Origin of the sequence: Rhizobium sp. ERR 942, from assembly GCF_007828395.1 — a bacterium.
GTDB classification, from domain to species: domain Bacteria; phylum Pseudomonadota; class Alphaproteobacteria; order Rhizobiales; family Rhizobiaceae; genus Rhizobium; species Rhizobium dioscoreae.
In genome coordinates, this window is record NZ_VIUA01000001.1 from 45,894 (window position 1) to 65,999 (window position 20,106).

The window sequence follows — 20,106 nt, forward strand, 5'->3', positions numbered from 1 at the left end:
TCGTATCATGCCAGGGCGCGCAGCTCCCCATCTGCATTGTCCAATTTGGGGAAAGGCAGAGCCTGATCGAAGACCGGCCATAATTCGTTGAGGAGGATTTTCGTTGCGCCATCGAAGTGGTTTAGAGCAAGCGGCACGGGGAAGTGCAGAATGAAATCAATACCTGCAAGGTCGCCACAGAAGGTGGTCTCGATCGGATTAAGATTATCGTACATCAGGACGATGCCGACGTTTCGCGGTTGGTAGTTCCGCGCAAGCTCGACGAGATCGATCTGCATGGGTGCGTAGGCGTCAATATAGTCCTTTGCGAGCACGATGGGATCCTGTCCAAGCCGCGCACCCTGCCAGCGGCTTTCCAGTGTCGTCCTTTCGATGCGGGCGAACAATTCAGGCCGAAAGCCGGTTTGGGGATTGATCGCGAAAGAGAGAATCGTGGCGTCGCTGCCGCTGTGCTTAAGCCGTTGATCCAGCAGTAACCCCATTCTGATCGCCGCGTATCCGCCGGCGCTGGAGCCAATCATTTTGATCGCCGCAATGTCATGTTCGACGATGTAACGCATAAGGACGTCGAGGATGCGGTCCTGATGCTCAAGATACCAGGAACCCTTCTCTTCCACGAACCAGATGGCATGCGCATCGTAGCGGATGATTTTTCGATAATTCTGGAATTTTGTTCCGAAGGGCCTGCCGGGCTGTTTGCGGGGGCGATTCTCCGCACCATAGGAATTGAAGTAGACGATCAGGTTGTTGGAGCGATTTTGCCGGACAACCGAGAGCAATTCTCCCTTTTGCGGAGCCGTCGTCTCAAAAATCGCTCGAAGTTCTCCGCCAATCATGATCGAATTTCACCCTCGGCCACAACGAATCTGATTGGTGTATTATGGCGCAAACGCCAAGTTCAGGTAACGCGCAATCTTACGCTGCAGCTCAACGGATTAAGAGATTTCCGGAGGAAAACTGGTGCTGCTAGAGAGATTTGAACTCTCGGCCTCTCCCTTACCAAGGGAGTGCTCTACCCCTGAGCTATAGCAGCATTCCGTGGCGCGATTGACTGCGCCGTATTGGGCGAGGCGGCTATTGCCATAGGTCGGGGCGGAGTGCAAGCCGCAAATTGCAAGTTCTGTGAAAGTTCGTTGGAAAAAATGTGTCGGTCTTTTGAAGGCCGAGGTTTTCGGCTATGGGAAAACCATGGCTGCGGACAAGACGAAAATCGATGAAGGGCAGGCTTTGCAGGGCGGTTCGGCCTCCAGTGAGGTCGGCGGCGAGCCGGGCGCGCGGGCGGATGCCAGGCAGGTCACGGAAGCGGATCGGCGGCGGGAGCGTGCGGCGCAGAAGCTGCGGGAGAATCTGGCGCGGCGCAAGCAGCAGGTGCGGGCGCGGCGCGCCGGCCAGGCCGACGAGACGGATGGGCTGCCGGCCGCAAAGGCTGGGGATAGTGCTCAATCCGCCGCAAAAAGGGACGAATCGCAATGATTGATGTCGCCCATCATCAATCGAATTGATGCGTTAATCTATTTCGTCTAAAGAGCGCCTTTTACCAGGTGCACGAAACTTAGGTGCGCGAAACTCGGCGCCCGTAACCTGGGCGCCCGGAACTATCAGGAAAGGCGGGCCTCGCCCGTATTGCTTATATGGATCGTATCAGGATTGTCGGCGGCAATGAGCTCAACGGTATCATTCCGATCTCCGGCGCCAAGAATGCCGCCCTGCCGCTGATGATCGCCTCGCTGCTGACAAGCGATACCCTGACCCTCGAAAACGTGCCGCATCTCGCCGATGTCGAGCTCCTGATGCGCATCCTCGGCAATCACGGCGTCGATGTCGCCGTCAATGGCCGGCGCGAGCGCCAGGAAGACGGCTATTCCCGCACGATCCATTTCACCTGCCGCACCATCGTCGATACGACCGCGCCTTACGAGCTCGTCGCCAAGATGCGCGCGAGCTTCTGGGTCATCGGGCCGCTGCTCGCCCGCGAGGGTCAGGCGCGCGTCTCGCTGCCGGGCGGCTGCGCCATCGGCACGCGCCCGGTCGATCTCTTCATCGAGGGTTTGCAGGCGCTCGGCGCCACCATGGAAATCGACGGCGGTTATATCAATGCCACGGCGCCGAAGGGCGGCCTCATCGGCGCCCGCTATGACTTCCCGAAGGTTTCCGTCGGTGCCACGCATGTGATGATGATGGCGGCGACACTTGCCCGCGGCACCACCGTCATCGGCAATGCGGCCCGCGAGCCGGAGGTCGTCGATCTCGCCAATTGCCTGATCGCCATGGGCGCCAAGATTTCCGGCGCCGGCACCAGCACGATCACCATCGAGGGCGTCACCTCGCTCTCCGGCGCCCGCCACCGCGTGCTGCCTGACCGCATCGAGACCGGCACCTATGCCATGGCGGTCGCCATGGCCGGTGGCGACGTCACGCTTGAGAATACCGATGTCGCGCTGCTCGACACCGCGCTCGAAAGCCTGCGCCGCGCCGGCGCCACGGTTTCGCCGACCAATAACGGCATCCGCGTCATGCGCAATGGCGGCGGCATCCAGCCGGTCGACGTCGTCACCGATCCGTTCCCCGGCTTCCCGACCGACCTGCAGGCGCAGTTCATGGCGCTGATGACCCGCTCCTCGGGCGTCTCGAACATCACCGAGACCATCTTCGAAAACCGCTTCATGCATGTGCAGGAGCTCGCCCGCCTCGGCGCCAAGATCTCGCTTTCCGGCCAGACCGCCCGCGTCGAAGGCGTTCAGAAGCTGAAGGGCGCGCCCGTGATGGCGACCGATCTTCGCGCTTCTGTCTCGCTCGTCATTGCCGGCCTTGCCGCCGAAGGCGAGACGGTGGTGTCGCGCATCTATCACCTCGATCGCGGCTTCGAGCGGCTGGAAGACAAGCTGACGCGCTGCGGCGCCGTAGTCGAGCGCATCAGCGACTAAGGCTCATCGCTGCCCCCCACAATCGCATATGGTGGGATCATCTTCGGAAACTCCTTCTCCCCTCGGGGAGAAGGTGGCCCGAAGGGTCGGATGAGGGGGCTGACTGATTTGAATTCACGAGTTTTCGTACTCCTGGCAGGCACCCCCTCATCCGCCTGATGGCACCTTCTCCCGAGGGGAGAAGGGTGGCGGCAACGATTTCAGCTCATATGCGATTGTCCTGCCTCCCGGGCAGTCCTCCGGTTTTTGCTTTCCGCTGTCGCAAAAGCGCGACAGCATTTTGGATGATCGGGCTTATTTCCATCCATCGGCGCGAAGAGAGCGGGCCAGCCCGCTTTCTTCGGTTGCGTCTTTTGCGCTCCCATCCTATGTCCAGAATGAGGGAACGCCGGCAATCGTGCTTGCCGGGGGTTCCAATGGCGCGATCAGGGATAAAGGACGAATGAGCGATCTCAAGCTAATGGCACTCGACACCGAGGACCTGGATGTCATCTCTGCCTATATGCAGGATAGCGTCTTCAAGGTCGGCGACATGTCCTATGCGCCGAAGCAAGAGCAGTTTTCGCTCGCGGCCAACCGTTTCGTCTGGGAACAATCGGACCAGCGCAGCAAGCCTTACGAACGCCATCGTTCCGCGCTGGTGTTCAAGCGCGTGCAGGCCGTGCGCTCCAGTGGCTTCGACCGGCGCAATCGCGACGAGGTGCTGTCGCTGCTTGCGATCCGTTTCGAGCAGAAGGGCGAGGGGCCTGAGGGGACGATCGAGCTTGCCCTTGCCGCCAACGCCACGATTGCGCTCGATGTCGAATGCATCGAAGCCCAGCTTGCGGATATCGGCGGGGCATGGGAGACGGCCCATAAGCCCCGACATCCCGACGCGGGCGAATAGGCAGCGACCGTTGGATTTTTGCCGCCGCGGGCGGCCGCAGTGAAAGAGGAATATCAGTTTGGCTATCTGGCTGGATCAGGCGTCGGAAGGGTTCGAGCAGCAGTTCGCCGCATTCCTGACGACCAAGCGGGAAGTGTCCGAGGATGTGAATGCCGTTGTGCGCGGCATCATCGACGATGTGCGGGCGCGCGGCGATGCCGCCCTTGCAGATTATTCCAAGAAATTCGACGGCGTCGATTTCGCCGTAACGCCGATGCGCGTCAGCGAAGCGGAGATCGATGCGGCGATCGCGGCCGTTCCGGCGGAGGTTCTGGGCGCGCTGAAGGTCGCCGCCACCCGCATCGAATCGCATCACCGCCGGCAGCTGCCGAAGGACGATATCTACGAGGACGATCTCGGCGTCGGCCTGGGGTCGCGCTGGACGGCGATCGAAGCGGTCGGTCTCTATGTGCCGGGCGGCACGGCGAGCTATCCGAGCTCGGTGCTGATGAATGCCGTGCCGGCCAAAGTCGCCGGTGTCGATCGCGTCGTCATCGCCGTGCCGGCGACGGGCGGTGCCGTCAATCCGGCCGTGCTTGCTGCGGCGCGCATGGCCGGCGTCGAGGAGATCTATCGCATTGGTGGCGCGCAGGCGATCGCGGCACTTGCCTATGGTACGGAGACGATCAAGCCGGTCTATAAGATCACCGGCCCCGGCAATGCCTATGTGGCGGCAGCCAAGCGCCAGGTGTTCGGCACTGTTGGTATCGACATGATTGCCGGCCCCTCCGAAGTGCTCGTCATCGCTGACAAGAACAACGATCCGGACTGGATCGCCGCCGATCTGCTGGCGCAGGCCGAGCATGATGAAAGCGCGCAATCGATCCTGATCACCGATGATGCCGAATTCGGCAGAGCCGTGGAAGCGGCGGTCGAGCGGCAGCTGAAGCAGCTCAGCCGCTCGCAGACGGCAGCGACGAGCTGGCGGGATTTCGGCGCGGTTATCCTGGTCTCCGATCTGAAGCAGGCTATTCCGCTTGCCAACCGCATTGCGGCCGAGCATCTGGAGCTGGCGGTCGATGATCCCGAGCCGCTTTTGGCCGGTGTTCGCAATGCCGGCGCGATCTTTGTCGGCCGTCATACGCCCGAAGTGATCGGCGATTATGTCGGCGGCTCAAACCATGTGCTGCCGACGGCCCGCTCTGCACGCTTCTCCTCCGGGCTGTCGGTGCTCGATTTCGTCAAGCGCACCTCTATTCTCCGGCTGGGGTCCGAGCAGCTCCGCGCGCTCGGGCCAGCGGCGATCGCGCTTGCCAATTCCGAGGGGCTGGATGCGCATGCGCGGTCGGTTGCGATCCGCCTCAATCTCGAGGGGTAAGGCATGGCGAAGGGCGTCTTCCGGCTGAGCGATGTGGTCCTGGACGACACGATCGGCCGCTCGACGCCCGATGTCGAGCACGAGCGCGCCGTCGCCATCTTCGACCTGATTGAGGAAAACAGCTTCGAGCCTGTGGGACATCAGGGCGGCCCCTATCTCCTGAACTTGTCGCTGGTCGACCAGAAGCTGGTCTTCGACATCCGCATGGAAGATGGTGGCGTTGTCGCCACCCATATTCTGTCGCTCACCCCGTTTCGCCGGATCGTGAAGGATTATTTCATGATCTGCGAGAGCTATTACGAGGCGATCCGCTCGGCCACGCCAAGCCGCATCGAGGCGATCGACATGGGCCGGCGCGGCATTCACAACGAAGGCTCGCAGACGCTGATGGACCGGTTGAACGGCAAGATCAGCGTGGATTTCGATACGGCGCGCCGGCTCTTCACGCTCGTCTGCGTGCTCTATTGGCGCGGGTGATTGCCATGGATGAGCCGCAGGCGATCGAGCAGAATGGCAGGTCGCCCGGGGGCAAATCCCCCGGCGCCATCCTCTTCATGTGCGGCCTCAATGCCATCCGTTCGCCCATGGCCGAGGCGATGGCGCGCAGCATGCTGCCGCAGGGCACCTATATCGCCTCAGCGGGAGTGCGCGCCGGCGAGCGCAATCCCTTCGTCGACGTCGTGCTGGGCGAGATCGGACTTTCGCTCGGCCGCCGCCAGCCGCAGACCATGGAAGAGCTGGAGGATGATTTCTTCGATGTCATCATCACGCTGTCTCCCGAGGCGCATCATGCCGCGCTGGAGCTGACGCGGGCGAACGCTGTCGACGTCATCTATTGGCCGACGATGGACCCTTCCGCGACGGATGGAACGCGTGAGCAGGTTCTGGATGCCTATCGCGCGGTGAGGGACTATCTTCTCGGCCTGATTGAGAGCAGGCTTGTGGAACATCGCGGCTCGCTTTAGAGCCGCAAATGAAACAAATGCAGAAACCCTTATCAACGTGGTTCACAAAACCGCGGCGATTGTGTAGTTTCCGCGCAAATTTCCGGCGACCCAGCCTTTTTAACAGGAGCGCCGGCCTCAACCGACAGGAAAAGAAGCTTTAATGCCGAAAGAAGAAGTCCTCGAATTTCCCGGTGTCGTCACCGAACTCCTGCCGAACGCGACCTTTCGCGTGAAGCTGGAAAACGAGCACGAGATCATCGCCCATACCGCGGGCCGCATGCGCAAGAACCGCATTCGCGTTCTGGCCGGCGACAAGGTGCTGGTGGAAATGACCCCTTACGACCTGACCAAGGGCCGCATCACCTACCGTTTCAAGTAATCCGCCGTTCGCTGGAGCCGGATGCCGCCGACATTTTCGGCATCATGCTCCGGACCGGCTCTCATTCCCGCATGACAGGTCGAGATCTGATGGCGTTGAAACACAAGCTGATACTGGCCTCCGGATCGCCGCGTCGCGTCGAGCTCCTGCATCAGTCAGGCATCGAGCCCGCGCGTCTCATGCCCATGGATATCGATGAGACGCCGAAGAAATCGGAGCATCCGCGCTCGCTGGCGCGGCGGCTTTCGGCTGAGAAGGGTGATGCCGCCTTTGCGGCAATCAAGAGCGACGCCGCCTGGCAGGGAAGCTATATCCTTTCGGCCGACACGGTCGTCGCCGTCGGGCGGCGCATCCTGCCGAAGGCGGAATTCGTCGATGAGGCGGCTGCGGCGCTGCATCTGCTCTCCGGGCGCGGCCATGTCGTCTATACCGGCATCTGCCTGATCACGCCGGACCGCAAGGCCCGCCAGAAGGTGGTGGAAACCAAGGTGCGTTTCAAGCGGCTTTCCAGCCGGGATATCGACATGTATCTTGCCTCCGGCCAGTGGCGCGGCAAGGCGGGAGCCTATGGCATTCAGGGGCTTGCCGGCTCCTTCGTGCAAAAGCTTGTCGGTTCCTACACCAATGTCGTCGGATTGCCGCTTTATGAAACCATGCTGCTGCTGGCAGGCGAGGGCTTCGATGTCCATGCCGGATGGCAGGAAGGATAGTCGTCATGACGAAGGCTGAAGAGATCAAGGTCGGTTCGAAGGTCGAGCCGCTGCGAAAGACGCGTCCCTGTCCGGAATGCGGCCGTCCTTCGCTGCGTGAACATTATCCCTTCTGCTCGGATCGCTGCCGCTCCGTCGATCTCTCGCGGTGGCTCAACGGCTCCTATGCCATCCCCGTCACCGAGGACGAGACGAAGGCCGACGGCTCCGACCAGGACTGAATGCGTTTTCCAAAGGTGCAGGATCTCACGAACCCTTTCATTTTGTTCGCGAATTGGCAAAATTCGATTTCCTGTCAAAAAAGAGTCATTTGCTGCTGGACATGGCCGAACAAGATGCTATAACCCCGCTCGCTTCCGGGGCGAACCAACCGCCCAGCGCCTGCCAAGGCTCTTCCCTCGACGCGAAGCTCGGATGCCCAGATAGCTCAGTTGGTAGAGCAGCGGATTGAAAATCCGCGTGTCGCTGGTTCGATTCCGGCTCTGGGCACCATCTTTTCTCCCCAATCATGCGGACAATGAAGCTTGACGCTGGCTTCGATCAATTCTTCGCCGAGATCGTGTATTTGCAAAAATATGCGGCAATAGGCCGGTTGAGGTTGCATAACCACTGCGTGCGTTGTGTTGCCACAACAATCTTGTGGTTGTGTTTCATTAATTCGGTGCATGACCCCATCAAGATATTGATGACATTTGGAATCAAGCGTACGAATTATTGACAGATCACCTATTGATTCGTAGCGAGTCATACCGCACTTTAGATACAGCGGGATAAAGTGATCTCGTAAAAGCCGGCGTTAATTGCAATAGCAAGCTACCGAGGCGCCATGTTAAACAACGATGTTCTGTTCAACACGTTCGCCCGTACTTTTGAAGCACGGCGCGAAGTCGAGATGTCATTCTCAGAATACCTGGAAGCGTGCCGGGATGATCCGCTCATGTACGCAAATGCGGCTGAGCGGCTACTGGCAGCCATGGGCGAACCACTGCTGATCGATACGGCCAAGGATACAAGGCTTGGGCGTATTTTCATGAACCGGACCATCCGGACTTATCCGGCTTTTTCGGGCTTTTTCGGCATGGAAGAGACGATCGAACGCATCGTCGCCTTCTTCCGCCATGCGGCCCAGGGGCTGGAGGAGCGCAAGCAGATCCTCTATCTGCTCGGGCCTGTCGGCGGCGGCAAGTCATCCCTCGCCGAGCGGCTGAAATCATTGATGGAAGTTCATCCCATCTATGTGCTCAAGGCCGGAAACGAGCTTAGCCCGGTCTTCGAAAGCCCGCTCAGCCTGTTCGATCCCGTCACCATGGGGCCGATGATCGAGGAGCGCTATGGCATTCCGCGCCGGCGCCTGACCGGGCTGATGAGTCCCTGGTGCCTCAAGCGGCTGGAAGAGTTCGAAGGCGATATTTCCCGCTTCCGTGTCGTCAGGATGCAGCCCTCAAGGCTGCGGCAAATTGCCGTCGCCAAGACGGAACCGGGCGACGAGAACAACCAGGACATTTCCTCGCTGGTCGGCAAGGTGGATATCCGCAAGCTCGAAAGCCTCGCGCAGAACGATCCGGATGCCTACAGCTACTCCGGTGCATTGAACCGTGCCAACCAGGGCATCCTCGAATTCGTTGAAATGTTCAAGGCCCCGATCAAGATGCTGCATCCGCTGCTGACGGCGACGCAGGAAGGCAATTACATCGGTACGGAAAATATCGGTGCGATACCCTTCTCCGGCATCATCCTGGCGCACTCAAACGAGTCGGAATGGCAGACATTCAAGGCCAACAAGAACAATGAGGCATTCATTGACCGCATCTGCGTGGTGAAAGTGCCTTATTGCCTGCGGGTCACCGAAGAGCAGAAGATCTATGAGAAGCTGATCGAGGAATCCGAACTCAGCGACGCGCCCTGCGCGCCATCGACCTTGGAGACGCTCGCCCGCTTCACGGTTCTGACGCGGCTGTCCAAGCATGAGAATTCGACTGCCTTCTCGAAACTTCGGGTCTATGACGGCGAGAGCCTGAAAGAGACCGATCCGAGAGCGCGAAGCGTGCAGGAATATCGTGACTCGGCCGGTGTCGATGAAGGCATGGATGGAGCCTCCACCCGTTTTGCCTTCAAGGTGCTGGCGGCGACCTTCAACTACGATACGACAGAGGTCGGCGCCGATCCGGTGCATCTGATGTACATGCTGGAGCAGGCAATCCGCAGAGAACAGCTGCCGCTTGAAACCGAAAAGCTCTATATCGAGTTTATCAAGAGCGAACTGGCGCCGCGCTATGCGGAGTTCATCGGCAACGAGATCCAGAAGGCCTATCTGGAATCCTATGCGGATTATGGGCAGAACCTCTTCGATCGCTATGTCGACTATGCCGACGCCTGGATCGAGGATGTCGATTTCAAGGATCCGGATACCGGTCAGCTTCTCGACCGCGAGCTTTTGAACCAGGAGCTCACCAAGATCGAAAAGCCGGCAGGTATCGCTAATCCGAAGGACTTCCGCAACGAGGTGGTCAAGTTCTGCCTGCGGGCACGAGCGAGCCACGGCGGCAAGAACCCGTCCTGGACCAGCTATGAGAAGATCCGTGAAGTCATCGAAAAGCGGATGTTCTCTCAAGTCGAGGACCTTCTGCCCGTCATCTCGTTCGGCTCCAAGAAGGATGGCGAGACGGAGAAGAAACATGGCGAATTCGTCGAGCGGATGGTCGCGCGGGGTTACACCGAACGGCAGGTCCGGCGGCTTGTGGAATGGTACATGCGTGTGAAACAGGCGGGATGAGCCACCAAGGAAGAAGGAATGCACATTGTTGACAGACGCCTGAACCCAGGCGGAAAAAGTCTGGAAAATCGTCAACGGTTTTTGCGAAGAGCAAAAGCGCTGGTGCAGAGAGCGGTCTATGAATCCTCTCAAAATCGCGACATTCAGGATATTCTGAAGGGTGGCGAAATCAGCATTCCCCTGGACGGAACCGAGGAACCTCGGTTCCATCGCGGCCCGGAGGGCCTGAAGGAACATATTCTTCCCGGTAACAAGGACTTCATCGAAGGCGATATGCTTCCCCGCCCCGAGGGCGGTAGCGGAAAGTCGCGAGCCGGCGGCGATGGAACCGGCGAGGATGCCTTCCGCTTCATCTTGACGCGGGACGAATTCCTCGATCTCTTCCTCGACGATCTCGAATTGCCCGATCTAGCCAAGCGCCGCCTGATGTCGGCGGACCAGATCAATCCGGTGCGCTCGGGCTATTCGGTTACGGGATCACCTGCCAATCTTGCCATCAACCGCACGATGCGGCTTGCCATGATGCGCCGTGTCGCGCTGCATCGCCCGAAGCCGGAAACGGTCGAAAAGCTCATCGAGGAGGCCGAGGAGTGCACGGACGAGAAGCGCCGCGCACAGCTCGAAGACGAGATCAAAAGACTGGAATCGAAGGTCCGGCGCATTCCCTATATCGACCCGATCGATATCCGCTATCGCCGTTTCGAGAACGAGCCGAAGCCGGTGGCGCAAGCCGTCATGTTCTGCCTGATGGACGTCTCCGGCTCGATGACGGAGCACATGAAGGATCTCGCCAAGCGCTTCTATATGCTGCTCTACATTTTCCTGACCCGGCAGTATCGCCGCGTCGAGATCGTCTTCATCCGCCATACCGACGTAGCGGAAGAGGTGGACGAGGAGACCTTCTTCCGCAGCCCGGCAACCGGCGGCACCCAGGTTTCGAGCGCGCTCGAGGCCATGCGGCGGATCGTGCGGGACCGCTTCCCGGCATCCGACTGGAACATCTACGCCGCGCAAGCATCGGATGGCGATAACGCCTATTCCGACAATGCGACGACGGCGGCGCTGATGACGAGCGAGATCCTGCCCGTCTGCCAATATTTTGCCTATCTCGAAGTGGGGGAATCACGCAGCGTCGCGATCTCGTCCGGCTCGGCGATCTGGTCGCTCTATGAGCGGATGCAGGCGGGATGGCCGGTGCTTTCCATGCGGCGTGTCAGCGATCGCAGCCAGATCTATCCGGTCTTCCACGATCTCTTCCAGCGCCGTACGGCGGAAACAAGGAGCGGATAATGGCAAAAAAGGCATCGATGGAGCGGCTTTTCGAAGGCGCGGACTGGGATTTCGCCACCATCCAGCGAATTCACGATGCCTGCGAGAAGATCGCCATCGACGAGCTCGGGCTCGATGTTTACCCCAATCAGATCGAGATCATCACCGCCGAGCAGATGCTCGACGTCTATTCCTCGATCGGCATGCCGCTCTTTTACAAGCACTGGTCCTTCGGAAAGCATTTCGCCCATCATGAGGCCTTCTACCGCAAGGGCCTGCGCGGCCTTGCCTATGAGATCGTCATCAACAGCTCGCCCTGCATCTCCTATCTGATGGAGGAGAATAGCGCGACGATGCAGGCTCTCGTCATCGCCCATGCCGCCTTCGGCCACAATCACTTCTTCAAGAACAATTATCTCTTCAAGCTCTGGACCGATGCCGAAGGCATTCTCGATTATCTCAACTTCGCCAAGAGCTATGTGGCGCGCTGTGAGGAGCGCTATGGCCACGCCGCCGTCGAGCGCACGCTGGATGCCGCCCATGCGCTGATGTCGCATGGCGTGCATCGCTATGCCGGCAAGAAGACGCCGGACCTGCGCGACGAGGAGAAGCGCGAGCGCGAGCGGCGCGAATATGACGAGAAGATCTTCAACGATCTCTGGCGCACGGTTCCGGCCGGGTCGGGCAAGAAGACACAGGATCTCGATCTGGAGCGGCGACGCTCGCTGGCGGGCCTGCCGCAGGAAAATATCCTCTATTTCCTGGAAAAGATGGCGCCCCGCTTAAAACCCTGGCAGCGCGAGATCATCCGCATCGTGCGGCATGTCGCCCAATATTTCTATCCGCAGAGTCAGACCAAGGTGATGAACGAGGGCACGGCGACCTACGTGCACTATCGCATCATGACCCGGCTGCACGAACTCGGTGGCATCGGCGACGGCGATTTTCTGGAATTCCTGAAATCGCATACCAATGTGGTTTTCCAACCGACCTTCAACGATCCCCGCTATTCCGGCCTCAACCCCTACGCGATCGGCTTTGCCATGATGCAGGATATCGAGCGCATCGTGACGAAGCCGGAGGAAGAGGATCGCCAATGGTTCCCGGAAATCGCCGGCACCGGCGATGCAATGGCGGTGCTGCGCGATCTCTGGGCCAATTATCGCGACGAGAGTTTTGTCGCGCAGTTCTTGAGCCCGCATCTGATGCGCAAGATGCGCATGTTCCAGCTGACCGACGATCCGGAGGAGGAGGAGGGGCTGAGGGTTGCCGCCATTCATGATGAGCGTGGCTACCGGCGCATCCGCCGTGAATTGTCACGGCAATATGATGTCGGCTGGATCGATCCGCATATCGAGATCGTCGATGTCGATCTTGCCGGCGACAGGCGGCTGCTGGTCAAGCATACGGTGCTGAACGGCGCGATGCTCGACGATATGGATGCCAAGCGCGTATTGCAGCATCTGGCCGATCTGTGGAGCTACGACGTGCTGATGCAGGAAGTCGACCGCTCCGGCGCGGTACTTCGCGATCATCTCGTCCATCCGCGCGCCTCGGCGCTTGCGGCATAAGCCTTACGGCTGCTTTTTCGATTGCCGCTGATGGCCGCTCACTTGCGCGCCGTCTTCCGGCCGCAGCTTGAGAAAGCCGGGTATGCCGAGCAGCGGGATCACGGCCATCAGCAAAAATGCAATGTGGAATTTCTCCGGCGTCAGCGGCGATCCATCCAAAGTCACCAGACCCAGCAGCATGGCGGCGACGGAGACGCCGAAGCTGACGCTCAATTGCTGCAGCACACCGCCGAGACTGGTCGCGCGGCTGAGTTGAGCCGCCGGAGTATCGGAATAGGATAGCGTATTGGACGTCATGAACTGTCCGGCCCGCGCCAGCCCGAAGATGAAGACATAGACGATGATGAACCAGTGCGGCGTATCGGGTGTGATCAATGCGAAGCCGGCGACGACGGCGGCACCGAATACGGCGCTCCACGTCAACATGCGATCGAAGCCATAGAGCTTTAGCAGTTTTGCCGAGACCGGCCGCACGGCAAGGGCGCTCAGGGCGCTGACGAAGGTCAATGTACCCGAGACGATCGGACTCAAGCCGAAGCCGACCTGCAGCATCAGCGGCAGCAGAAAGGGCACGCCATTCAGCCCGACACGACAGATGCCGCCGGCAAGGGTGCCGATGCGGAAGGTGCGCAGCTTGAAGAGGGTGAGATCCACGGCCGGAGATTCCACCGTTCTGGCATAGCGGATGAAGCCGACCAGCAGCAGGCCGGCGGCGGCAAGCGCTAGGAGGATGGCCCAGACCGGAATTGCAGGTCGGCCGATATTCTCGATGCCGTATTGCAGCAGCACACAGCCGAGACCGACCATGACGAAACCGGGAAAGTCGAATTTGATGGTCTCGTCGCGTTCGGTATCCTCGACATAGCGCAGCGCCATGGCCATGCCGATCAGGCCGAAGGGCAGGTTCACCCAGAAGATCCAGCGCCAGGACAGATAGGTTGTCAGGAAGCCGCCGAGCACCGGCCCGATGACGGGCCCGATGACGGCGGGCAGGGTCATGTAGGTCATGGCAGTCACGAGCTGGCTGCGGGGGAAACTGCGGATGAGGATGAGGCGCCCGACCGGCGTCATCATTGCGCCGCCAAAGCCCTGCAGTGCGCGCGTGGCGATAAGCATCGGCAGGCTGGTCGCCAGGCCGCAGAGGATCGAGCCGATGGTGAAGATGAAGAGGGAAAGCGTGAAGATGCGCCGGGCGCCGAAGCGATCGGCAAACCAGCCACTCACCGGAATGAACATGGCAAGCGTCAGAATATAGGTCGTGACCGCCAGATTCATGCGCAGCGGCGTCGTATCGAGGCTCTTGGCGATATCGGGAACGGCGGTGACGAGGATGGTCGAATCCAGCTGTTCCATCAGGAAGGCGACGGCGACCACGGCGGGGATGATGTAGCGCAGGCGGGGATTGCGTTCGACCGCAAAAGTCTGGCTCTGCGGATTGGGATCTATCGAATCCATGAAATGAAATGGCTTTCCAACGTCCGGCTGGGGACCGGCGCGTTTGACGATTTGCATGAATCCCTATGGAAACCGCCTCGTGCTCTCGGGAAACATGGTGCTGGCGGCCGGTGATCCGCCGACCTTCGGAATCGTTGCCTATATGAGCACTATCGATGGCGCAGCGCAACAGGAACCCAGCCTTTCGAAAGAATCTATGTGATCAGTTAGTCGATGGCGGGGAGGGCAGTGTCCAGCGCGCCTTGTCGAAGACGATCGCGGTTCGGAGCTGTTCCGGCGACGTTCTCCGTAATTCCAGCTGCAGATTGAAATTGTTGTCGCTCTGGAATTCCTTGAAAAAGGCAAGCTTGGCGCCGAAGGCTTGCAGCGTCACATCCTGCAACTTGCCGACTGCCTCGAGTGCGGCCTGAAAGTCCAGCCAATGGGTTTCGTTCAGCAATAGGACGACAGTGTCGACAAAGGTGCCGGCAACGGCCTTTCCGTCGTCATTGTCAGGCATGATGACCTTGATGCGGATGGTATCGATTTCGCCTGATGGCTTGCCCCTGGCGATGATGAAGAAGGAAGCTGCCTTGGGATCGCCATAGGCGCCCTTCTGAACGGCATAGCTGCACTCCGAAGTGCCGGCGCCCAGTTCGCTTTGCCGCCATTCCCCTACGGACAGGCCGAACTTCTGGAGATCGGCGCAAAGCGCCTGGCCTGATATCCGCCAGCTGCGCACGAAGGCACTCAGCAGCGCATCGACAGGCTCATCCAGCAGATGGGATCTTTTCTTGACGGATGGCTTGGCGGTGACCGTCGCCGGCTTGACACGGACGCTTGTGGCCGTCGGGCCTGACGTCTTCGGCGCCGCCGCCGCAGGCGTAGCCGCATGGGCCGGCTGCTGTTCCTGCGCAGGCGCGGCGGGCGCTGCTGCATGTTGTTCCGGTTTCGGAAAGAGATTGAGATGATAGCGATCATCCAGCGCCCGCAGATTGCGCATATCGTTGGCAAGGAGCGCGGTTGCCAGGATGATCGAACCGATGACAACAGCTGCAATCCAAAAGACAGCCCTGCTTTTCTTGCGAGGTGGCGCCACCGACATGGTTCAGATCACAGCTACTCCCGAGGAAACTTACCTTGCTGCAATAACTGTATGTTGCGCAGCCATGTTCATGGCTACAGCATATGCGTTTATGAACGATTGATCATTCTAATGTTTCTTTGTCAATTCATGATGTTGCTTAAAGCAGATCGCGACCTTCCGCATGCGGTTCCCGCGTTCCCCGCGTCCGGCTTTTTGCACGTTCTTGGAGCAGTCCGCTCTAGGTGAAATACGCCTTAAGTGCCCTGACGGTAGCGGCATCCGTGCGGCGGACCGATGGCGGAGAGAAGCCGAGGGCGATGAGACGCTCATCTGTCTCCGAGGCGGTTGCGGAGCAGGAGGCGTGGATCTCGCTGATCTGCAGGCGCGGCCATAGCTGGCCGACCGTTGCAAGCGTCACGCCGGAGCCGGGCATGATGGAGATGCGGCCGGCGGCGGCTGCAATCGCCTGTTCAAGCATGGCAACGCCTTCGGCCGCAGTCCTTGCGCCGCCGGAGGTCAGAATGCGTTCGAAGCCGAGAGAGATAGCGACATGGACGGCTTCCTCGACGTCGGGCACCAGATCGAAGGCGCGGTGCAGCGTCTTGCCGAGACCTTCCGCTTGGGCGGTGAGCGCCTTGAGCGTGTCAACATCCAGTCGGCCATCCGGCAGGGAAGCGCCGAGCACGACGCCCGGCAAGCCGGCAGCTCGTGCGGCATCGATGTCGCGCTTCATGATCTCAATTTCATCCGCCGAATAGACGAAGCTGCCGGCGCACGGACGGATAATGGCATATGCAGGGACCGTTATCTTCGCTGCGGCGGCCATCAGCCCGGCAGTCGGCGTCAGCCCGCCGAGAGGAAGCGCGCTGCAAAGCTCGATACGGTCGCCGCCACCCTCGACGGCCGCCTTGAGACCGGCAATATCCTCGACACAGACCTCAAGCAGCATGGGTGCGCTCTCCGGCATATTGCAGGCCCAGCAGGGCGGCGCCGATGAGGCCCGGTTCCAGCTTGCACTCGCTCGGCACGACGAGCGGCCGGCCGAACTTGCGCAGGGTCCGGGCGCGCACCGCCTCGTCCAAACGAGCCAGGAGCGGTTCGACGTTGGAAAGGCCACCGCCGACCGGCACGATGGTCGCGCCAGTTATGTTGACGGTGAGGGCAAGCGGCGAGGCGACCAGATCCACCATGACGTCAATCGTGCGTTCGGCACGGTCTTCGCCCCTGAGCCACTGGCCGATGATCTCCTCGCTGGAAAGTTCCAGCCCGTGAAGCGTCTTGTGCAGGCGTTCGATGCCGCGTGCGCCGCCGACGGTGTCGACGCAGCCCTTCTGGCCACAGCCGCAGGCATAGGCGGGAATAGCGACTGATGGATTGCCGGCGGAGGACGCGATGATGGGGCCGTGGCCCCATTCCCCGGCAAAGCCGCCGGCAGCATTGACCAGCCGGCCATCCGCGACAAGGCCGCCGCCGACGCCGGTGCCGAGAATGGCGCCGAAGACGATGCGATGGCCACGGCCCGCTCCGGACATGGCCTCTGCCATGGCGAAGCAATCGGCATCATTGGCGATCAGCACGGGATAGCCGAGTTCCGCTTCCAGATCGGCGGCAAGATGCCGGCCGTGAATGCAGGGAATATTGGCGCAGGTGAGTGTCTGCGTATCAGGATCGACGACGCCGGCGATGGAGAAGGAGAGGCAATCCGGCCTCTCGCCGGCTTCGGCAATCACCTCACGCAAGGTATTGACGAATTCGGCGAAATCGTGCCTGGGCGTCGGGCGCCGCGCCAGCGGCACGATGTCCGTCATGGAGCGGGCAATGCCGCCTTTGATGGCGCTGCCGCCAATGTCGAAGGAAACGATCATGGATACCGACCCGCTGGAAACATGGCGCACTTGCTCGCACCCTTTGCCGGTCTTTGCAAGATCAATCCTCTATGAGGCCAATCCCTGACAGTTAGAGCGTCATCAGCCGGACGGCAGGGTGATCTTGGCTTCAAAGCCATCGGTCCTGCCGGTCGCCGGCGACAGTAGATCGAGATGGCCGCCGATCTGGCCGACGATGCGCTCGACGATCGAAAGTCCGAGGCCGGAGCCAGCCGCTTTCGTCTTGCCGCGCCAGAAGCGCTTTTTCAGGCCGGCGAGATCATGTGCGGAAAGCACGGCGCCGCCGTTGATGACGCGGACGGTGCGGTCGTCGATCCGGACGGTCACTTCGTCGTCCGCCGGCCCATGGATCAAGGCGTTTTCGATGAGATTGCGCATGACGATCGCAAATGCGTCAATATCGACGTTGCGCATCAGTTTCTCCGCCGTTTCGTTCTCCAGAAGGACACGGCCTGCCGTTCCCGTATCGCGGTCGTAATCGCCTATGACGGTTTCGATGATGGCCACGAGATCGGCGGGTTTGTCACCCGTGCCGATCCCGGCCTGGGCGCGGGAAAGCTGCAGCAGCTTTTCCGCGAGCCGGCCGAGATTGGAAAGCGACGTCTCGATGCGGCCGGCGCGTTCCGTCAATTGCCCCTGCGGCAGTTCGGCGATCAGCCTCTGGGTCTGCGCAAGAGCGCCTGCAATCGGGGTGCGCAGCTCATGGGCGCTATTGGCGGTGAATTCGCGCTCGGCTTCCAGCGCCAGGCGCAGGCGCTCCAGCAGCAGATTGACGGAGCGGGCGATCGGCTGCAGCTCGAGCGGCAGCGTCTCGCTCACGAGCGGCACCATGTTGCCGCCGTCCTTGGTGGCGATCTCCGAGCGCAAGCGGTCGATCGGCCGCAGCGATCGGCCGACGATGACGCCGATGGCGATGATGCTGGCGGGAATGAGGGCCAGTAGCGGCCAGAGCAGCGCAACGCCACTTTCGCGCGATGCCTCGCGGCGATTCTTGAAGGCGTCGGCGACGTGCAGGAAGATCGTGCCGTCGGCCGAGGATTCGGTATAGATCCGGTATCGCGACGTATTGTGGAAGCCGATCTTCAGCGGCACGTCATAGGCGGTTGGAGGGGCATCGTGGGAGTGCAGGATAACCTTGCCGTTCCCATCGAGTACCTGATAGGTCAGATATTCGCGGTTCAGCCCCTTATTGAGCTCTTCCAGGCTCTGAGGATCGCCGGAATGGTCGCGGTTGGCGAGATCGTCGAGCACCAGCGGCAGAAGACGCTCGGCGGTTTCCTGCAATGCGCCATCGAAGGTTTCCGAGAGTTCCTTGTTGACGACATAGACACCGATGCCGACCGCAATCAGCCAGAAGACGACGACAGTACCGGTCAGCGCAGTGATCAGGCGCCGGGTGATGCTGGCGCGGCTGGGCTCCTTGTGTTCGGTCATCGCTCACCCAGGCAATAGCCGACGCCGCGGGCCGTCCTTATGCGGTCCTTGCCGATCTTCTTGCGCAGGCGGCTGACATAGACCTCCACCGTGTTGCTCTCGATTTCGGAGCCGAAGGCATAGAGCGCCTCTTCTATCTTGTCCTTGGAAACGATGGCGCCCGGCCGCGTGATCAGCAGGTCGAGCACGGCCCATTCTCGTCCTGTCAGGATCACGTCCTTGCCCGCCAGCTTGACGCGGCGCTGCGGCTGATCGATTTCGAGGTCGTCAAACCGGAGGGTCGGCTGCGGACTGCCGGCATAACGCCGGGCGACCGCCAGGATACGGGCCGTCAATTCGCCGAGGTTGAACGGCTTGACGAGATAATCATCGGCGCCGCTGTTCAGGCCTTCGATGCGGTCGGAGATCTGATCGCGAGCTGTCAGGATGATGACGGGCGTTTCGTCAGGCTTGCGGCGCAGCCGCTTCAAGAAATCGATGCCGCTGCCATCGGGAAGCTGCAGATCCAACAGGATGAGGCCGTATTGCACCGCACTGGTGACCTCCTCCGCATCGGTCAGGTTCTTGACCCAATCCACGGCATGAGGGCCTGCCGCGATATGGTCGCGAACCGCGCCGCCGATCGTGTCGTCGTCCTCCACCACAAGAATGCGCACATGCACCTCTCAACCGTTGAACGTACCTCAGTTAATGCCGACGAACCTATCGGGTCAATAACGGCTGAAATAAGCCGCGGCGGGATGCACAGTTCATGGCCAGAGCGGTTCAGTTTTTCACGGAATCTCTGAGCCGCTCTATCCCTTTGCTTTCACGCAATCCCGAACGGAAAACCGCTGCGCACTTTTCCTGGAATTGCTCCAGGCTACCCGCCGAAAACGTTCCCGGCGCCTATGGACAGACAGGAACGCGATGGTTACTTGTTTGCGCGGAGAACAAAGCGGCCGCGAAGTGGCCGCCACAGGCTATCGGAGGATCGTTCATGCTGAAGGGAATTTCGCCGCTGTTGAATGCGGACGTGCTCTATGCGCTGAAATCGATGGGGCATGGCGACATGCTCGTCGTCGTCGACACGAATTTCCCGGCGGAGGCCATTGCGAGCCAGACGGTCCTGGGCGAGCTGCTGCGCATCGACAATGTGCCCGCTGCCGATGCCGTCGCGGCGATATTGTCGCTGATGCCGCTCGATACCTTCGTTGATGACGCCGCGACGCGCATGGAAGTTGTCGATGCGCCGGAGGAGGTGCCGCAGGTCCAGCGGGAGGTTCAGGCGGTGATCGACAAGGCCGAGGGCAAGCATTGGCCGTTGATGCCGGTCGAGCGTTACGCCTTCTACGAGCGTGCCAAGGATGCCTTTTGCGTCATTCAGACCGGAGAGCGCCGCTTCTACGGCTGTTTCACCTTGACCAAGGGCGTCATCCCGCCGGAGACTGCATGATCCGGCACGGATAG

At 60.5% G+C, this 20,106-nt stretch carries 21 protein-coding genes and 2 tRNA genes; 15 read left to right on the top strand and 8 right to left on the bottom strand.

Annotation, left to right across the window (positions count from 1 at the left end):
- Positions 1-5: 5 nt before the first annotated feature.
- Positions 6-560 (bottom strand): hypothetical protein, encoded by a 555-nt coding sequence (locus FBZ97_RS00225; protein ID WP_145315908.1) that lies wholly within the window; start codon positions 558-560, stop codon positions 6-8.
- Between the two features lie 24 nt (positions 561-584).
- Here FBZ97_RS00225 and FBZ97_RS00230 point away from each other — a divergent pair, with 24 nt between their 5' ends.
- Entirely contained in the window at positions 585-980 is a 396-nt protein-coding gene (locus FBZ97_RS00230) for a hypothetical protein (RefSeq protein ID WP_145315910.1), read from the top strand.
- Here the strand turns inward: FBZ97_RS00230 and FBZ97_RS00235 are convergent.
- A tRNA-Thr gene (locus FBZ97_RS00235) sits at positions 959-1,033 on the bottom strand. The two genes, FBZ97_RS00230 and FBZ97_RS00235, sit on opposite strands and share 22 nt — an antisense overlap.
- A gap of 155 nt (positions 1,034-1,188) precedes the next feature.
- On the opposite strand from FBZ97_RS00235, the gene FBZ97_RS00240 reads away from it, so the two are divergent.
- The 13 genes from FBZ97_RS00240 to FBZ97_RS00300 all read left to right on the top strand — a co-directional run bounded on the left by FBZ97_RS00240 (position 1,189) and on the right by FBZ97_RS00300 (position 12,816).
- The gene (locus FBZ97_RS00240; RefSeq protein WP_145315912.1) at positions 1,189-1,473 is read left to right on the top strand and encodes a hypothetical protein; all 285 of its coding nucleotides are present in this window, start codon (positions 1,189-1,191) and stop codon (positions 1,471-1,473) included.
- Between the two features lie 158 nt (positions 1,474-1,631).
- Positions 1,632-2,924: a UDP-N-acetylglucosamine 1-carboxyvinyltransferase gene (gene murA, locus FBZ97_RS00245; RefSeq protein ID WP_145315914.1), complete on the top strand. Its 1,293-nt coding sequence runs from the start codon at positions 1,632-1,634 to the stop codon at positions 2,922-2,924.
- Positions 2,925-3,366: 442 nt separating this feature from the next.
- Positions 3,367-3,810, top strand: coding sequence for a DUF2948 family protein (locus FBZ97_RS00250; RefSeq protein ID WP_145315916.1), 444 nt, complete (start codon positions 3,367-3,369; stop codon positions 3,808-3,810).
- Positions 3,811-3,868: 58 nt separating this feature from the next.
- Entirely contained in the window at positions 3,869-5,167 is a 1,299-nt protein-coding gene (gene hisD, locus FBZ97_RS00255; protein ID WP_145315918.1) for a histidinol dehydrogenase, read from the top strand.
- A gap of 3 nt (positions 5,168-5,170) precedes the next feature.
- Positions 5,171-5,644 (top strand): UPF0262 family protein, encoded by a 474-nt coding sequence (locus tag FBZ97_RS00260; RefSeq protein WP_069615945.1) that lies wholly within the window; start codon positions 5,171-5,173, stop codon positions 5,642-5,644.
- A 5-nt stretch (positions 5,645-5,649) separates the two neighbouring features.
- Positions 5,650-6,132, top strand: coding sequence for a low molecular weight phosphatase family protein (locus FBZ97_RS00265; RefSeq protein WP_113332452.1), 483 nt, complete (start codon positions 5,650-5,652; stop codon positions 6,130-6,132).
- 142 nt (positions 6,133-6,274) lie between these two features.
- Entirely contained in the window at positions 6,275-6,493 is a 219-nt protein-coding gene (infA, locus tag FBZ97_RS00270; RefSeq protein ID WP_004117876.1) for a translation initiation factor IF-1, read from the top strand.
- An 89-nt stretch (positions 6,494-6,582) separates the two neighbouring features.
- A complete protein-coding gene (locus FBZ97_RS00275) occupies positions 6,583-7,203 on the top strand; it encodes a Maf-like protein (RefSeq protein ID WP_095435914.1) in 621 nt (206 codons plus the stop codon).
- A 5-nt stretch (positions 7,204-7,208) separates the two neighbouring features.
- Positions 7,209-7,424, top strand: coding sequence for a DNA gyrase inhibitor YacG (gene yacG / locus FBZ97_RS00280; RefSeq protein ID WP_075851761.1), 216 nt, complete (start codon positions 7,209-7,211; stop codon positions 7,422-7,424).
- Positions 7,425-7,619: 195 nt separating this feature from the next.
- Positions 7,620-7,695 (top strand) — tRNA-Phe (locus FBZ97_RS00285).
- A 334-nt stretch (positions 7,696-8,029) separates the two neighbouring features.
- On the top strand, positions 8,030-9,976 hold the full coding sequence (locus FBZ97_RS00290) for a PrkA family serine protein kinase (protein ID WP_069615949.1): 1,947 nt from the start codon (positions 8,030-8,032) through the stop codon (positions 9,974-9,976).
- An 18-nt stretch (positions 9,977-9,994) separates the two neighbouring features.
- Positions 9,995-11,266: a YeaH/YhbH family protein gene (locus FBZ97_RS00295; protein WP_069615950.1), complete on the top strand. Its 1,272-nt coding sequence runs from the start codon at positions 9,995-9,997 to the stop codon at positions 11,264-11,266.
- Positions 11,266-12,816 carry a SpoVR family protein gene (locus FBZ97_RS00300; RefSeq protein WP_113354486.1) on the top strand — a complete coding sequence of 517 codons (1,551 nt, stop codon included), beginning with the start codon at positions 11,266-11,268 and terminating at the stop codon, positions 12,814-12,816. Before FBZ97_RS00295 ends, FBZ97_RS00300 begins: the two co-directional genes overlap by 1 nt.
- A 3-nt stretch (positions 12,817-12,819) precedes the next feature.
- Here FBZ97_RS00300 and FBZ97_RS00305 read toward each other — a convergent pair whose 3' ends face one another.
- From FBZ97_RS00305 to FBZ97_RS00330, 6 genes are all read right to left on the bottom strand, one after another.
- Positions 12,820-14,271, bottom strand: coding sequence for a DHA2 family efflux MFS transporter permease subunit (locus FBZ97_RS00305; protein ID WP_113389321.1), 1,452 nt, complete (start codon positions 14,269-14,271; stop codon positions 12,820-12,822).
- A gap of 202 nt (positions 14,272-14,473) precedes the next feature.
- Positions 14,474-15,355, bottom strand: coding sequence for a DUF6030 family protein (locus tag FBZ97_RS00310; protein WP_145315920.1), 882 nt, complete (start codon positions 15,353-15,355; stop codon positions 14,474-14,476).
- 220 nt (positions 15,356-15,575) lie between these two features.
- Positions 15,576-16,286: a copper homeostasis protein CutC gene (locus FBZ97_RS00315; protein WP_145315922.1), complete on the bottom strand. Its 711-nt coding sequence runs from the start codon at positions 16,284-16,286 to the stop codon at positions 15,576-15,578.
- Entirely contained in the window at positions 16,276-17,202 is a 927-nt protein-coding gene (locus tag FBZ97_RS00320) for an ROK family protein (RefSeq protein WP_145315924.1), read from the bottom strand. Before FBZ97_RS00320 ends, FBZ97_RS00315 begins: the two co-directional genes overlap by 11 nt.
- 102 nt (positions 17,203-17,304) lie before the next feature.
- Positions 17,305-18,657 (bottom strand): ATP-binding protein, encoded by a 1,353-nt coding sequence (locus FBZ97_RS00325; protein ID WP_145315926.1) that lies wholly within the window; start codon positions 18,655-18,657, stop codon positions 17,305-17,307.
- Positions 18,654-19,313 (bottom strand): response regulator transcription factor, encoded by a 660-nt coding sequence (locus FBZ97_RS00330; RefSeq protein ID WP_069615956.1) that lies wholly within the window; start codon positions 19,311-19,313, stop codon positions 18,654-18,656. The genes FBZ97_RS00325 and FBZ97_RS00330 overlap by 4 nt, the downstream gene beginning before the upstream one ends.
- 323 nt (positions 19,314-19,636) lie before the next feature.
- On the opposite strand from FBZ97_RS00330, the gene FBZ97_RS00335 reads away from it, so the two are divergent.
- Positions 19,637-20,092, top strand: coding sequence for an RbsD/FucU family protein (locus FBZ97_RS00335; protein ID WP_145315928.1), 456 nt, complete (start codon positions 19,637-19,639; stop codon positions 20,090-20,092).
- The last annotated feature ends 14 nt before the right edge of the window (positions 20,093-20,106 follow it).